Source organism: Fictibacillus barbaricus, from assembly GCF_014635025.1.
In the GTDB taxonomy this organism is placed as follows: domain Bacteria; phylum Bacillota; class Bacilli; order Bacillales; family Fictibacillaceae; genus Fictibacillus; species Fictibacillus barbaricus.
The window spans coordinates 178,630-191,725 of sequence record NZ_BMCE01000003.1 but is presented as its reverse complement, the minus strand read 5'-3'; the positions used below and the strand labels follow the sequence as shown (position 1 = coordinate 191,725).

The following is a 13,096-nucleotide window of genomic DNA, read 5'->3' as shown; positions in this document are numbered from 1 at the left end:
AATATACTTCCCTGAACTTTTAAAAGAAAACGTTGGAATATATAGTCATTCATGAGTACTGAGAGCACAAAAAAGCCAGGGACCGCGAATCCCTGACTTCTCAATCATTATTTTGTTGAAGTTTCTACTACTACTTCAACTGTTTCTTCTGTTAGATCTTCTTCAGTTGCTGGTGCTTCGACAACTTCTGTAGTCTCTTCTTCTGATAAAACGTCTTCAGCTGCCAAGATTGCTGCGTTGATTGCTGCATGTAACTTTGCGTTCTCACTTGCACGCTCAGCTGCAAAAGAGCGGATCTTGTTTAAAAGAGCTGTAACTTCTTCTTCAGTCGTAGTTTCTTCAGTTGCTGGTGCTTCCTCAGTTACTTCTTCTTCAGTTGCAGTTTCCTCAGTCGCTGGTGCTTCCTCAGTTACTTCTTCTTCAGTTGCAGTTTCCTCAGTCGCTGGTGCTTCTTCAGTTACTTCTTCTTCAGTTACTTCTTCTTCTGCTGGTACTTCTTCTGTTGCTTCAGCATCAGCGTGTACAGCAGCGTTTGGTGCAGCATGCAATTTTGCGTTTTCACTTGAACGCTCAAATGCATTAGAGTTGATTTTGTTTTGAAGAGATTTATTTTCTTTTACTTCTGTTTCTTCTTCAACAACTTCTTCAGTAGTAGTTTCTTCAGTCGCTGGTGCTTCCTCAGTTACTTCTTCTTCAGTTGCAGTTTCTTCAGTTGTAGTCTCTTCAGTTGCTGGTGCTTCTTCAGTTACTTCTTCTTCCGCTGGTACTTCTTCTGTTGCATCAGCATCAGCGTGTACAGCAGCGTTTGGTGCAGCATGCAATTTTGCGTTTTCACTTGAACGCTCAAATGCATTAGAGTTGATCTTGTTTTGAAGAGATTTATTTTCTTTTACTTCTTCAGTATCTTCAGATTCTTCTTCGTCAGAATCATCATCCTCTTTAACTGCATCTTCGTCAGCAATTACATCTGTTTCCTCTTCTTCTTTAACTGGGTTATCCTCATTTTCCTCTTGGACTTCTTCGTCTTTAGAATCATCTTCGTCTTCTTTAACAGCTTCTTCGTCAGAGTCAACATCAGAATCATCTTCGTTACGCGTAGCATCCTCATCTTCGGTCACAGTGTCTTCAGTTTTACCTTCCTCAGTGTCTGCTTCAGGAATTTCCACTTCAATTACTTCTGTTTCTTCTTCCTCAACAGGTACCACAACTTCTTCAGCTGGTTCTTCAACAACTGGCTCTGTTACAACAGGTTCTTCTGTTTTAACAGGAACAGCATGAACAGCAGAGTTTGGAGCAGCATGTTTCTTTGCGTTTTCACTCGCATGTTCAGCAGCTTGAGAATGACTCTTGTCTTTAGCAGCCTTTTCAGCTTTTGCAGGTTTAGCTGCTTTTTCAGCTTTAACTGGCTTTTCAGCTTTAACTGGCTTTTGAACTTTCACAGTAACTTTAGATGGTTTCGCTAACTTCTCATCTTTAGCCTGTACATTTCCTTGAGAAGCTTTTGCGTTTTGTGCTGCAATTGCTTTCTCTGTTTTATGCCCAGCTGCTTCAGCAGCACCAGTTCCTACAACTGCCGCAAGAGTTAATGTTCCAGCAAATACTAAAGATTTTACAAATGTACGGTTGACTTTTTTCATTATAATTCGCTCCTTAAATTTTCAGATAGTTGGTTTTCATCACACAATCTTTTTGAAAAATTTAAGAGCGGCTTCCGGTGGTTTTGAAGGCGGTGCGTTCACCCATTGACTTCTCAAGAGGTCCATTCTGCTAAAATACACAGAAACCTTTTCATTTTCAGCAAAAATTAATGGCAGCACTAAGTTAGCTTTAAAATTAGCTAAAGAAGCATTTCCTGTTCCTACATCTGTATTTGATGACGAATGGGAAGAGCTTTGACTTGATGCCGCTGGAATTGCCTTTGAAATCGGATGTTTTGAAACTGGGTGAGATGGCCGTTCTTGAGGAGACTTAGTAACAGCCTTTTTAGGCAGTGATTTTTTAGTATCCTTCTTCGCTGTGAACTTCTTCCCATTGTATTTCTTTACCGTTTCTTCAGACAATGCAGATTTGCTTAAAGATGACTTTCTATGTATGACTCTTTCTGATGTTTCAGCCTTTTTAATTTGGGACTGATTAATTGGAACATTCTTTTTTGATGGTCTTTGAGGAACTTGTTTTTTTATCCCACTTTGGTTTTGTGTCTTCTGAGAAGGCTTTGTTTCAGCAGCTGCATTTTTCTGCCTTACTTCAGAACTTTTCTGAGACCCTTTTGAATCAGGTCTAGTGACTTCAGCTTTCTTATCACTGGTCAAAGAAGGCTGTGGTTTAGACACTTTTTCTGTGGGCTCTGTTTGCTTTTGCGCTTGTTCTGGAAGTTGTTCTGCTGCTGGATTTCCTTGCTCCACCGCTGATCGATTCCTCTCAGCAGCAGGATTACGTTTTTCTGTGTTTTCCTTCTCAGCAAAAACTTCTGCTGGTATAAAAAGGACGGCACCCGCGATCAAACTCTGCATAATGAGGTTTGGTATTCGCATAAATTCACCTCCCTTCTTCCAACTATATAATACATCCAATTCATGAAATATTTGTCGGTCATTGTCCAAAATAGTCATTACTTCCTAAACAAGACAAAAATTCAAAAGAAATCAAGAGGAACATTGTCTTAAAAAATCAAGCCGTCATGAGCTTGTTTATGAAACTTTAACTTCGATAACTCGTATATTCTATAGATAGAAAGCTAAGGAGGTATTCACATGAGAAGTGCAAATCCTGCTTTAAAAGGAACGACTTTTGATAAATTTAGGGGAGCGTCTTTCAGTAAAAGAATGACGTTATCGGGGACAGTATATAAGACTTTCATTTTATTGCTTGTTCTAATGGCATCTGCCATATTTACGTGGTATCAATATCAATCAGGAAATCCAGTCGCGCAGTACATTGTAATCGGTTCAATCGGCGGACTTGTAACAGCTCTTATTGTGGCATTTGTTCCTAAAACTGCCCCTTTGCTTGCTCCTGTTTATGCTGCATTGGAAGGTCTTGCAATAGGAGGAATCTCTGCAAACTTTGAATCTCAATTTAATGGAATCACATTGCAAGCTGTTGCATTAACGTTTGGCACACTGTTTGCTCTGCTTCTTGCATACATGTTCAGAATCATAAAAGTAACTCACAATTTCCGTTTGATCGTTTTTTCCGCAACAATGGGAATCATGCTTGTTTATCTGACTAGTTTTATCCTAGGTTTTTTTGGAATCAGCATTCCTTATCTTCATAGTACTGGACCGATCGGGATAGGAATCAGCTTATTTATTGTTGTAATCGCTGCATTAAATTTGGTTTTAGATTTTGACTTTATTGAATACGGAGCCGATCGAGGAGCACCTAAGTATATGGAATGGTACGGTGCATTCGGTTTAATGGTTACACTGATCTGGCTCTATTTTGAAATTCTACATCTTCTGTCTAAATTACGAAGCCGTTAAAAAATGAGAAGCCGCATAGGCTTCTCTTTTCTTACTCTTATGTTAATATCGATATCCATCTCAAAACAGTCCAGCACATTACACCAATATTAATAGCGTAGAGCGCACCACTCATAATTTTATTGGAATGGGTACTCAGCTGAACATAGTATAATAAACCCCATAAGATAAGGATGAGGAGCGCCCAGACCAGATTTTCATAATTGCCTTGCATCACAGCTCCATAACTAAATATCCATGTATACGGAAACAAAATCATCCCAGTTAAAAAGTAAAAACCATGCACTGCGTGCTTTGTTATACGGCTCGAAAGCGGTGCTGATTTAATAGTTAAGCTGTACAGCAATGCGATTCCAATTCCAAATCCGATGAAAAATACACACTGGAAAATCGCAAAAAAGAAAACGGGTAAAACTTGAAAAGCATCCATCCAATAGAGCCTGCTAAAAAACAAACCAGTTAAACCCAACAGTACCCACGGGATAGAAAAACTTGTTCTTATTTCCTTCCATACGGTAAATCCTAATAACACCAATCCATAGATAAAAAACAAAAAACCCAGCAGTTTGCTGGAAAAAAGGATTAAGAAGCTATATAAACAGAAAAGAACAGCAAACGCGATATGAAAGAAATAATCATATTTTGTATGCTCAGCTTTTTCGAATGTTGTATTCAATGGGATCATGCTGCACCTGCCAAGACTAGTCGTGTTTATACATTTATCGTCAAAGACTTGTCATTTTTTAATTATTCTTTTGGCACTTTAACGACTCCTCTAACGTGCCATAGATGAATGAGCTCAATTCTTTTGCGATATTGTTTAGCTTGAAGTCTGCCTTTTTTGTATCTCTTTTTTAATAACTGTAAATAATCTTCAATCTTCAGATGATAGTCATTCATTCTATTACCCACCCTTACCAATTATCTCATTGTCATATTCCCTAAAAGCTGCGGTATATAACATGAATTCTTCAAAAGAGCAGATTTATTTTGAGTTGAAAGAGTTACTCTCCAAGCTTCTTAATTTCGTTTAATAGATCGCTATATACTGCAATCTCATCCAGCAAACCACTTTGCTCCAGAAGATCTGAAGTAATTTCTCCGTTTTTGACCGCACCTAAATATTTATCAATACCTTCTTGCAGCGACTGATTGTGCTCCATCACTTGATTGTGAACATCTTCAAATACAGATGGCGGAACGAGTTCGTTAAAATCTTTTATATCTGCATTCATGTCTTGAAGTGCTTTTTCAAGTTCAGCGCGGGCGTTCTGATCAGATAGTGCATTTTCAGCCAATGCTGGAATATCCTTTGAGAATTGTTGTACATCATTTATATATTCAGTTGCTTCAGGTACATAGTTTATACCATTCGTTACATCTTCTACCGCTGAACAGCCTGATAGAACACTAAACGTTAGTAGAACTGCCAACAACGTTTTTTTCATGAAATCTCCTCTTTTCTTTGAGAATATTATCATCAGCTTTAATTATTTCGTGTATCACCTTGATTTTCTATACGGATTAAACGCAAAAAAAGTTTCAGAATAGGACAACCTATTAACATATCTACAAAAGAGAGGCTGATTGTTATGACGAAGAAAGACAAAGAATATGAAGGTAAGAGAGATCTGTACTTAGACATCGACCGTATGATTAATGAAGGAATGGCTGGAGGTACCGTCGCAGACGAAGAAGATTTACGTCAGATCAGTTATGATACAGGAATTACTGACCAAGAAGAACCGCCTTCTATCGCGGGGGAAAATGTCAAAAGAAACGATTAATAAATTATTGAACCCACAAAAAAGATGCCTCTATAAAGCTTGAGGCATCTTTTACTAATATTTTATTTGTCCTTTTTAAACCTTCTTTCACTATCGCGTGAATAGTTGTCAACATCCTCACCATCAACCAGCAAGTCTTCTTTTTTTACGGTATCAGTTACTCGTTCTGTTTCTTCCACTGTTCTTTTCCCAATAACGATTTCATCCGTTACAACTGGTTTTTTATTTACTTCCAACTTTTCTTCCCGAATAGGAATACGGATATTTTCACCATCTTCAATCGGTCTTCCATCTATATCGTCATCATTATCAACCGATTTATGTTCAATGTAGACCTCTTCCTTTTTAACAGGTACATTCACTGATTCTTGGTGTGACTCCACCTTTTTTGAAATTTCTAACTCACCGCTTTGTACAGTATTCTTATGAACATCTAGCTGTTCTTCTCGAAGTTTAATCTGTCTTTCTTCATCCTCGCTAAATGCTTTACCATTGTCATATGTCTCCCTAGAATCATTGAATTTATTATTCGATCCATCATCATCAACAATGATGGCGATTTTCCCTTTATCCAAGTCTGATGCATGATCTACAGCAACATTATCTGGAACACCGATTCCTTTCAGTCTTTCCTCTGTGGTAGCATACGAACTCAATCCTTCATCCGTAAAAGCATTTTTGATTTTATCAAAGAAAGATTCGTCCTCCCTATCCCCTACTCTAGAGCCATTTACGCTTTTGTTAAATTCCAGATAATCAGTAGCTTCACCATTCGTATAGATTGAGATATCCTCTGTGTCATATCCTCTTCCTGTTAATTGTGTTACAGCTTCAATCACTTCATCCTTTGTATCATATACGCCTACAATATTTTTTCCCATTTCGATTGCCTCCTTCGCGTTTTTACTATTTCAAGATATTTTTTTATTTAGTTATGGCTGTAATGTACCTTTTACAGAAAAATAATAAACTCCTAAATGTGCAGTTCAAAATAGTTTTGTCGATTTATTAACTCGCTAAGAATCAAGTTTTAATCATAAAAAACCACCCCTAAGGATGGTTTTTTAACTAAATTATAATGGTCTGGAAATCTCAGTAAGAGCATCCCCTGCCTTATCGTTGTCCTCATGTTTAACGGCGAGATCACCTAATGAAACGATACCTACCAGCTTTTCATTATCTAAGACAGGAAGTCTGCGAATCTGATACTCAGACATTAGCTTTTTCGCGTCATCTATCGTCATATCTGGCGTTCCAGTTACGGGATCTGTAGTCATCACATCTCTTGCTGTTCCTTCAATATCTCCATCAGCTACGCACCTAATAACGATATCACGATCAGATACGATCCCTATTAGTCCACCATTCTCAGAAATCGGAATGGATCCAACATCTAAACTTTTCATCAATCTGGCAACTTCCTTAATCTTTGTCCCTGGTTCACATGTTTCAACAATATCTGCTGTCATAATATCTCTTAATTCCATTTTTATCGCCTCCTAATTATAGTAGTACGATAATTTTGTTCCTTTTTAAGAAACTAGCTAAACCTTTTAAAGCATATAGTACAGCACCTTAATAAGTTTTCAATCTCCTGATTTCTTTTAATACTTCTTGATATCTTTGATCAAGCATCGTTTTCTCTTCTTCTTTCATCTCTAAAGAAAGCTGCCCGATCAAATTTGTCATTTCGAGTTCTAGTTTTAGCAAAGAGGCATCATTTTCTGATGTTTTTTTAGCACCAGTATTTTCTTTATTCTTATATTCCTCGTATCTCCCTTCAAACCATTTTGCTTTTGGAGACTGCAGCTCTAATATGTGTGTAGCCGTTTTCTCCATTAATCTTCTATCATGAGTAGCCAGAATAAAAGTACCCGGATATGCCACTAAGACTTCTTCTAAAGCTTCTCTAGTAAAAAGGTCCAGATAGTTTGTCGGTTCATCCAGCAATAAAAAATTATAATCATTTAAAAATAGTTTCGCTAGAGCGGTTTTCATTTTCTCTCCTCCGCTTAGGACTTCTACTTTCTTATAAACCTCTTCCCGTTTAAAAAGCATTCTTGCCAAAATTGTTCTTACCCATGTTTCATCGTATAAGCTATTTTCCATGACATTCTCTAAGATGCTTTTAGCCGGATTTAAGATGTCCAAATGCTGATGAAAATACCCGATTTTAAGCTGTTTAGACAGTTCAATCGCATCATTGCCTCTATAGATCTCTTCAAGTAACGTTGATTTTCCTGTACCGTTTTTTCCTGTTAAAACCACCTTCATCCCCGGTTTTATGGAAAACGAAAGATGGTTAAAGAGCAGTCGATTGCCGAACCTGAGAGAAAGGTCCTTTACAGATAGTGCTTGTTTGCCATGAATGGCAGAGAAGCGCTGAATATCAAATTCAACTTTTTGGTGCTCCTGTGGTTTTTCTTTTTTATCCAGCATCTCGATTCTCTTTTCAATAACTTTTGAGCTTTTCTCTAAAGACCTTTTTGCCCACTGAAGCTTGCCTTTTCCTAACTTCGCTTCACTATTGGACATGCGTGCCGGTTTGTCTTTCATGCTCTTTGCTTTTGACGCTTTCTCTTTTGCAGCATTCTCGAGTCTTGATTTTTCCTTCACATACTGTTCATATTCAGATTGTTGGCGAGCCTCATTATGAGCCTTCTGAACGAGATATTCAGAATAATTCCCTGTATAAGACGTGAATGTTTGCTGATTCAGTTCGATTATTTTGGTACATACCATATCAAGGAATACCCTGTCATGGGATACGAGCAGAACAGCACCTTTATGATGTTTAAGTGTTTTTGCCAACTGGTCCATGCCTTCGACATCCAAGTGTGAAGTCGGTTCATCCAGTATTAGGAAATCAGGGTTACGTTCAAGTGCTGCAGCAATCTGCGTGCGTGTTTTTTCCCCGCCGCTCATGGTTTCATAGCTTTTCCCACTAACATTCCAAATGCCTTCACTTCTTGAGGTTAAGGCTTTTTCACCCTCTTCAAACTGGCTCACAATCCCAAATGTACCGTAATGATGAACAAGCCCTGCATCTGCTTCTTCTGTTTTTGTCAGCAGCTTTAAAAAGGTAGACTTACCTGTTCCATTCAATCCTACTAGACCAATACGGTCCTGAGAAAAAAGCTGGAACGGCTCTGTTTGTTTTAAAATTAAATTTCCTTTATACGACTTTTCTAATCCGATCGCTTCTAATAAAAGCATAAAAAAACCTCCCAATTTACTAGAGAGGTCTGCCCAAGCCAAAAAAATATCATCACGAAAAAAACGTCTGTTACTCGTTTTTTTGCAACAAAAAAACAGGCCTGTGTTAAGTCCTAAAAATGGGCAGAGAAATCCTATCTAGCGTTCTACTTTTTTTATTCAAGTAAATGGCTAAAAATAAGATTAATTGCTCATTGGACGCAAGCACCTGTTCCTTCCGTTATTTGTCTAAATTGTAAATGAAATTCACTTTTCGAGTCAAGCCTTTTTCCACTATTCCTGCACCCAGTTCAGATTCACTTTTCTCTGGTTTGCTCCTGGCCGAGTATCTTTTAATAAGCGAATAAATAATAAACCCTTTCGATAAAAAGCTTGAACAGGATCCAGTAGTACTCTTACAGGCAGTGTGACCTCACGCTGAAATTCTCCGAGTTGAAATTCTTCTGAATTTAAACGATAGGAATCAAGTGTTAAAGATAACTTTCCTTGTATAGTCAGTTTGTATGGATCAACCATTACTTCTACATCATCTGTACGATTTAAACCTGGAAGTGCCAATACACAGCAGATCTCCTGAGGAGTTTCGTAAATATTGCAAAGCGGACTCTCATTTCTAGCCTCAGCACGTTGTCCTTGATTAGGGGTAAAGAATTGATCTCCAAAATAATCTTCGGCCATCCTCTTCCAGTCCATCATCTGTTTCCATGTGTCCATTTCAATCACCTCTTATGAAGGCGGCCCTAAAGGAACGGAAGGAATATCTGAATCCGGAATTTGAGGAGCAGGACCTGTATAACCGCCTGTGTTAAATAATTGTGAGACTGGTTGAATAACACCTGCACTCCCTACTTGGAGCACAGAAGAATTTGTAATGCCGTCAACTCTTAATTGTTGAATAACGATCGTCTGACTGACAAAAAGATTCATACTCCTTCCTCCTCGCTTTCTGGATAAGGATGGGTAAAGAAGTGTCGAATATGTTTAACTCGGGATTGAAGCGTCATATCGTTGACCGATCCGATATGAAGAAGCGCTGAACTGGATATCCCAAGAATATTGATTTTGCCCACTCGTATATACGGATTCGCATTATAGGTTTGCTTGGTCTTAATTGACGGACATACGGGAACCAGAACAGACTGTGAAAAAACCTTATATTTACTAAGAGGAACATCAAAAGTCCCGAATTTTGTATTCTCCCTATGAATGGCAAGAGCAGCAGAATAGCTGTTAATCTTTTCAGAATCTCCTGTCTGTAACACACCAGTATCGACAACTGAATTCACGATCACACAATCAACGACAGATGTTCTGTACATAGCTCACCTCTAAAGTGGAACGAGTGTTGTTCCTATAACAAGTGATTCAGGCGGTGTATCGAATGCTGAACCAAGACTGATACAATCTGAATCCCCAATTAAAACAACCGAGGATAAACTAACACCGATAATATGAATTTCGCCTACGAACAACTCATGGTTGGTTACGCAAAATTTCACTCTCGTCACCTCCGTTAGACTTTGAATCTTTTAAATGAACGATAAATGTTTCGATCCCGCGATAGATGTCTTCTTTCGTCTTCTGAATAATATCTTTTCTTCCTTTCTCATCCTTTGGTTCATATTTTGTCAGATAATGCTTGATTCTTCCTGGAACTTGACGCTGTACATCCTCTAATATGAAGATTCGATAGTTTTCATCTAACGGAACATTAATCTTGTTTTCAAGAGATTGTAGATATACAGGAGCTTCTTTTACAAAAAAATCATCCATCGCTTTTATCATCTCGCCGTAATTTGGGTTCTCAATCGTACTCCTCTGCATTTTGCCGGGCATTTGGACAGTGTTCTGGCCAATATTAAATTGCTCAATCAGATCTTTGCTTTCAGCTGAATGCCCAAGACCAATATGGAGGGTGCCTTCGAGCCTCTCTACTTTTAACTGGTCAAACTTATATTCTATATTCTGGGGTTTGGAAGAAAGTTCTTTCACTTGTTTTTTCAGTTTCTTAATTTGATCTTCTATTTCTCTGATCTTGTCATTCTGATCTTGTATCATCTGTTGAAGCTTGCTCAAATAATAGTTATGTTCCTCGTGCATACTATCAGCTCCTTAGTAAGATGTATGCCTTCTTCCTAAGGAATTTGCATGTCGCTTAAAAATTTGTAGCATTGTTGCTGTCATTTACATCTGGGTCTTGTGTATACGTCACATTATAGCCATTATGAACACGAAGATGATCACCGACATTAAATGAACCTGCACCTGCATATGTCTTGGCATAACTCACTGGGCAGATCGTCTGGACGTCTCCTATATGAAAAATGCCGCCGCTCGATATGGAGTTTACTGATATAGATCCCACTATAGCTGGCATATACGTTCATCCCCACTTTCAGTACTTCTTTATGGTATGCATCCGCCCATCTTTCTGTTCCAATCCCTTTATATTCACCTTTAGGCTACTACCTACATAACTTAATTCAAAGGACGACGTCACACTCGTAAATAAAAATGAGGGGGGTGTTGAAGTGCCCTGTTTAATTGTTGCACCCATTAATATCAATGCTGCAGAAGGGGTTGTAAATTTCGGCGATACATTAGTAATCAATCCTAAAACCACAAGTAAAGGATACAGCGGATCTGGCGGGGGAAATACAGGGAACTTTATACAGACGATAAATGTTGTCAGTGCTACAAACACGCTGGATCCTGATGTTTTTGATTCTAATAATGCCGGCAATGCGTAGGGGGAATACGGATGTTTGATAAAGGTCCTTTGATGCCTTTCTTTAATAACCGTTCTATGGATGACTGGCTAAAATCCTTTGAGAAATTTGTCAATAAAGGGCTTACCCAATTTGAGCAATACGCAGATCAGCTGTCTTTTGAGGTGGATATAGAAGAAACACCTCAGGATTACAGGATCTACGCAAACTTAAAAGAGTATCAGCCTGAAGATATTCATATCGAGGTGCTTAACCAAGGACTTCAGATCAAGGCTCAAAGAGAAGAATTTCGTTCAATGAAAAACAAACGAACGGGACATTTTCAGGAGAGGAAGACAACAAAACGGACAGAACGCTTTGTTCAGCTGCCTTGTATGTTTCGGAATGAAGATATAAAAGCTCAGTATACGAATGGGATCTTAATGATAATCGTTAATAAAAATGGCGCTGGGATGATGAATCCAACCGTTCCGATCGAAGTCACGAACGAGAACCAAAACAGCGGCAACGGCACAAATTCTGCTGGCAGCAATAACAATAGTACTAATCGTAGAAACAAATCGAACATCAAAAACAACAATATAAACAACACCGGAAACCCGAATAATAATGGTTCTGGCTTTGAGACTTAAGAAATGAGGGCCCCTCTTCAAAAGAGAGGAGCCTTTTTTATCGGCCTAATGTTGGCGCCAGCCAGACTTCTCCTGTTCCTTCAAATACATGCAGGTAGCCTTCTCCGCTCGTAGCTGACCCAATAAGAGATGATGAAGAACGCTTGACTGAGAAGTCGATATCTCCTTTTCTTAAGAGCGTAAACGTACCATCTACTTGGAGTTTTTCATTATTAAGCTGTACTTTCATGATTTGTTCTGTGGGAACAGGACTTTGAAGCACACAAAAACCTGAACCTTTAAATTTTGTCTGAAAAAGCCCTTCTTCCCCTTTTATGGAAGCGGTGAGCTTTTGTCTTGCTACACCAAGCTGAACACTGGGCTCAGCTGCATAAAACATTCCTCGATCAGCGACCACTTCCTCATCATTTAAATTCAATAAAAGATAGTGTCCATAAGAAGGCTCAAGATAAATTTCTCCCGTCCCTTCATATAGAGGCTTAAATAACGATTCATCTGTTAGAATATTAGACGCCATCTTTTTCATAAATCCGCCTACACCACCGGCATTGCTCTTCAGCTCTAAGTCACCCTTCATAAATTGAAGAGCTCCCGCTTCTGCCTGAACAGCTCCTTGGCGCAAAGTAATTCGGACTTGTTTTAACTTAATGCCCGTTTCTTTTGCATAATAAGAAGAACTTGAACCAGCACTTGTAACGGGTAACTGCTTGTATTCAAGGACTTCAAATGTGGCTCTCCGCCCTTCTTCTTTTTCAATCACTGTAAAAAGAGAATCGTTCACAACTATCACCCTCCTGCTACTAGCATACCAAAGTGTCACTTCACATAAACAAAGCATGGTATAATTCCCATAAAGAAAAATTGGTTTGATAAAATGAGAAGAGAGGTGTGATGTTGAATGCAAAATAAAATAATCTTAGTAACAACAGACTCTTTTGGAACGGGTAACGACCCTGCTCTTGGCGAGAACGTCATGGAAACGTACTTTACTGTATTGAAGCAGCAAACTGACCTTCCTGCCGCTATCTTCTTTATGAACCGTGGTGTCTATTGCCTAACAGACCAATCACTATGTTCACTGCACCTGAAGGAAATCGAAGAAAAAGGTGTAAAGGTGTTCGGCTGTAAAACTTGCGTAGACCACTACAACGTGGAGAACGAACTTGCTGCTGGTGAAATTTCCGGTATGGCACACTTTGTAGAGCTTTCTGCCAAATATGAAGTCATCACGATCGCATAGTACATAA

At 38.7% G+C, this 13,096-nt stretch carries 20 protein-coding genes; 5 read left to right on the top strand and 15 right to left on the bottom strand.

The annotated features are described in order from the left end of the window. Nucleotides 1-107 precede the first annotated feature (107 nt). Entirely contained in the window at nucleotides 108-1,637 is a 1,530-nt protein-coding gene (locus tag IEV52_RS19135; protein ID WP_188404175.1) for a hypothetical protein, read from the bottom strand. Nucleotides 1,638-1,676: 39 nt separating this feature from the next. Then, a complete protein-coding gene (locus IEV52_RS19130) occupies nucleotides 1,677-2,534 on the bottom strand; it encodes a hypothetical protein (protein ID WP_188404174.1) in 858 nt (285 codons plus the stop codon). A 219-nt stretch (nucleotides 2,535-2,753) separates the two neighbouring features. On the opposite strand from IEV52_RS19130, the gene IEV52_RS19125 reads away from it, so the two are divergent. Continuing rightward, nucleotides 2,754-3,485 (top strand): Bax inhibitor-1/YccA family protein, encoded by a 732-nt coding sequence (locus IEV52_RS19125; RefSeq protein ID WP_188404173.1) that lies wholly within the window; start codon nucleotides 2,754-2,756, stop codon nucleotides 3,483-3,485. Nucleotides 3,486-3,522: 37 nt separating this feature from the next. Here the strand turns inward: IEV52_RS19125 and IEV52_RS19120 are convergent, their stop codons facing one another. From IEV52_RS19120 to IEV52_RS19110, 3 genes are all read right to left on the bottom strand, one after another. Further along, entirely contained in the window at nucleotides 3,523-4,170 is a 648-nt protein-coding gene (locus IEV52_RS19120) for a hypothetical protein (RefSeq protein WP_188404172.1), read from the bottom strand. A 62-nt stretch (nucleotides 4,171-4,232) separates the two neighbouring features. Beyond that, on the bottom strand, nucleotides 4,233-4,385 hold the full coding sequence (locus IEV52_RS19115) for a hypothetical protein (protein WP_188404171.1): 153 nt from the start codon (nucleotides 4,383-4,385) through the stop codon (nucleotides 4,233-4,235). Nucleotides 4,386-4,489: 104 nt separating this feature from the next. After that, entirely contained in the window at nucleotides 4,490-4,933 is a 444-nt protein-coding gene (locus tag IEV52_RS19110; RefSeq protein ID WP_188404170.1) for a DUF6376 family protein, read from the bottom strand. Nucleotides 4,934-5,077: 144 nt separating this feature from the next. Here IEV52_RS19110 and IEV52_RS19105 point away from each other — a divergent pair, with 144 nt between their 5' ends. Further along, on the top strand, nucleotides 5,078-5,272 hold the full coding sequence (locus IEV52_RS19105; protein ID WP_188404259.1) for a hypothetical protein: 195 nt from the start codon (nucleotides 5,078-5,080) through the stop codon (nucleotides 5,270-5,272). A 62-nt stretch (nucleotides 5,273-5,334) separates the two neighbouring features. Here the strand turns inward: IEV52_RS19105 and IEV52_RS19100 are convergent, their stop codons facing one another. The 9 genes from IEV52_RS19100 to IEV52_RS19060 all read right to left on the bottom strand — a co-directional run bounded on the left by IEV52_RS19100 (nucleotide 5,335) and on the right by IEV52_RS19060 (nucleotide 10,865). Next, nucleotides 5,335-6,153 carry a YsnF/AvaK domain-containing protein gene (locus tag IEV52_RS19100; RefSeq protein ID WP_188404169.1) on the bottom strand — a complete coding sequence of 273 codons (819 nt, stop codon included), beginning with the start codon at nucleotides 6,151-6,153 and terminating at the stop codon, nucleotides 5,335-5,337. A 192-nt stretch (nucleotides 6,154-6,345) separates the two neighbouring features. Beyond that, nucleotides 6,346-6,759: a CBS domain-containing protein gene (locus IEV52_RS19095; RefSeq protein WP_188404168.1), complete on the bottom strand. Its 414-nt coding sequence runs from the start codon at nucleotides 6,757-6,759 to the stop codon at nucleotides 6,346-6,348. Between the two features lie 88 nt (nucleotides 6,760-6,847). Beyond that, a complete protein-coding gene (gene abc-f / locus IEV52_RS19090) occupies nucleotides 6,848-8,488 on the bottom strand; it encodes a ribosomal protection-like ABC-F family protein (RefSeq protein ID WP_188404167.1) in 1,641 nt (546 codons plus the stop codon). Between the two features lie 273 nt (nucleotides 8,489-8,761). Then, complete coding sequence (locus tag IEV52_RS19085) at nucleotides 8,762-9,202, bottom strand: Hsp20/alpha crystallin family protein (RefSeq protein WP_188404166.1); 441 nt, start codon at nucleotides 9,200-9,202, stop codon at nucleotides 8,762-8,764. A gap of 12 nt (nucleotides 9,203-9,214) precedes the next feature. Then, nucleotides 9,215-9,415 carry a spore germination protein GerPB gene (locus tag IEV52_RS19080; RefSeq protein ID WP_188404165.1) on the bottom strand — a complete coding sequence of 67 codons (201 nt, stop codon included), beginning with the start codon at nucleotides 9,413-9,415 and terminating at the stop codon, nucleotides 9,215-9,217. Beyond that, on the bottom strand, nucleotides 9,412-9,807 hold the full coding sequence (locus IEV52_RS19075; protein ID WP_188404164.1) for a spore germination protein GerPE: 396 nt from the start codon (nucleotides 9,805-9,807) through the stop codon (nucleotides 9,412-9,414). Before IEV52_RS19075 ends, IEV52_RS19080 begins: the two co-directional genes overlap by 4 nt. 9 nt (nucleotides 9,808-9,816) lie before the next feature. Continuing rightward, on the bottom strand, nucleotides 9,817-9,987 hold the full coding sequence (locus IEV52_RS19070) for a spore gernimation protein GerPD (protein ID WP_188404163.1): 171 nt from the start codon (nucleotides 9,985-9,987) through the stop codon (nucleotides 9,817-9,819). Next, nucleotides 9,962-10,588 (bottom strand): spore germination protein GerPC, encoded by a 627-nt coding sequence (gene gerPC, locus IEV52_RS19065; protein WP_188404162.1) that lies wholly within the window; start codon nucleotides 10,586-10,588, stop codon nucleotides 9,962-9,964. Before gerPC ends, IEV52_RS19070 begins: the two co-directional genes overlap by 26 nt. A gap of 55 nt (nucleotides 10,589-10,643) precedes the next feature. Continuing rightward, a complete protein-coding gene (locus tag IEV52_RS19060) occupies nucleotides 10,644-10,865 on the bottom strand; it encodes a spore germination protein (RefSeq protein ID WP_188404161.1) in 222 nt (73 codons plus the stop codon). Nucleotides 10,866-11,019: 154 nt separating this feature from the next. Here IEV52_RS19060 and IEV52_RS19055 point away from each other — a divergent pair, with 154 nt between their 5' ends. Continuing rightward, nucleotides 11,020-11,238, top strand: a complete 219-nt coding sequence (locus IEV52_RS19055; RefSeq protein ID WP_188404160.1) for a spore germination protein — start codon at nucleotides 11,020-11,022, stop codon at nucleotides 11,236-11,238. An 11-nt stretch (nucleotides 11,239-11,249) separates the two neighbouring features. Then, the gene (locus IEV52_RS19050) at nucleotides 11,250-11,849 is read left to right on the top strand and encodes an Hsp20/alpha crystallin family protein (protein WP_188404159.1); all 600 of its coding nucleotides are present in this window, start codon (nucleotides 11,250-11,252) and stop codon (nucleotides 11,847-11,849) included. 37 nt (nucleotides 11,850-11,886) lie between these two features. Here the strand turns inward: IEV52_RS19050 and IEV52_RS19045 are convergent, their stop codons facing one another. Further along, nucleotides 11,887-12,630: an AIM24 family protein gene (locus IEV52_RS19045; RefSeq protein WP_188404158.1), complete on the bottom strand. Its 744-nt coding sequence runs from the start codon at nucleotides 12,628-12,630 to the stop codon at nucleotides 11,887-11,889. 117 nt (nucleotides 12,631-12,747) lie between these two features. Between IEV52_RS19045 and IEV52_RS19040 the strand changes: the two genes are divergently transcribed. Beyond that, nucleotides 12,748-13,089 carry a DsrE family protein gene (locus IEV52_RS19040; RefSeq protein WP_188404157.1) on the top strand — a complete coding sequence of 114 codons (342 nt, stop codon included), beginning with the start codon at nucleotides 12,748-12,750 and terminating at the stop codon, nucleotides 13,087-13,089. The last annotated feature ends 7 nt before the right edge of the window (nucleotides 13,090-13,096 follow it).

Coding starts and splice junctions, on each gene's coding strand:
- IEV52_RS19135 (WP_188404175.1), bottom strand. CDS start 1,637: ATGAAAAAAGTCAACCGTACATTTGTAAAATCTTTAGTATTTGCTGGA.
- IEV52_RS19130 (WP_188404174.1), bottom strand. CDS start 2,534: ATGCGAATACCAAACCTCATTATGCAGAGTTTGATCGCGGGTGCCGTC.
- IEV52_RS19125 (WP_188404173.1), top strand. CDS start 2,754: ATGAGAAGTGCAAATCCTGCTTTAAAAGGAACGACTTTTGATAAATTT.
- IEV52_RS19120 (WP_188404172.1), bottom strand. CDS start 4,170: ATGATCCCATTGAATACAACATTCGAAAAAGCTGAGCATACAAAATAT.
- IEV52_RS19115 (WP_188404171.1), bottom strand. CDS start 4,385: ATGAATGACTATCATCTGAAGATTGAAGATTATTTACAGTTATTAAAA.
- IEV52_RS19110 (WP_188404170.1), bottom strand. CDS start 4,933: ATGAAAAAAACGTTGTTGGCAGTTCTACTAACGTTTAGTGTTCTATCA.
- IEV52_RS19105 (WP_188404259.1), top strand. CDS start 5,078: ATGACGAAGAAAGACAAAGAATATGAAGGTAAGAGAGATCTGTACTTA.
- IEV52_RS19100 (WP_188404169.1), bottom strand. CDS start 6,153: ATGGGAAAAAATATTGTAGGCGTATATGATACAAAGGATGAAGTGATT.
- IEV52_RS19095 (WP_188404168.1), bottom strand. CDS start 6,759: ATGGAATTAAGAGATATTATGACAGCAGATATTGTTGAAACATGTGAA.
- abc-f (WP_188404167.1), bottom strand. CDS start 8,488: ATGCTTTTATTAGAAGCGATCGGATTAGAAAAGTCGTATAAAGGAAAT.
- IEV52_RS19085 (WP_188404166.1), bottom strand. CDS start 9,202: ATGGACACATGGAAACAGATGATGGACTGGAAGAGGATGGCCGAAGAT.
- IEV52_RS19080 (WP_188404165.1), bottom strand. CDS start 9,415: ATGAATCTTTTTGTCAGTCAGACGATCGTTATTCAACAATTAAGAGTT.
- IEV52_RS19075 (WP_188404164.1), bottom strand. CDS start 9,807: ATGTACAGAACATCTGTCGTTGATTGTGTGATCGTGAATTCAGTTGTC.
- gerPC (WP_188404162.1), bottom strand. CDS start 10,588: ATGCACGAGGAACATAACTATTATTTGAGCAAGCTTCAACAGATGATA.
- IEV52_RS19060 (WP_188404161.1), bottom strand. CDS start 10,865: ATGCCAGCTATAGTGGGATCTATATCAGTAAACTCCATATCGAGCGGC.
- IEV52_RS19050 (WP_188404159.1), top strand. CDS start 11,250: ATGTTTGATAAAGGTCCTTTGATGCCTTTCTTTAATAACCGTTCTATG.
- IEV52_RS19040 (WP_188404157.1), top strand. CDS start 12,748: ATGCAAAATAAAATAATCTTAGTAACAACAGACTCTTTTGGAACGGGT.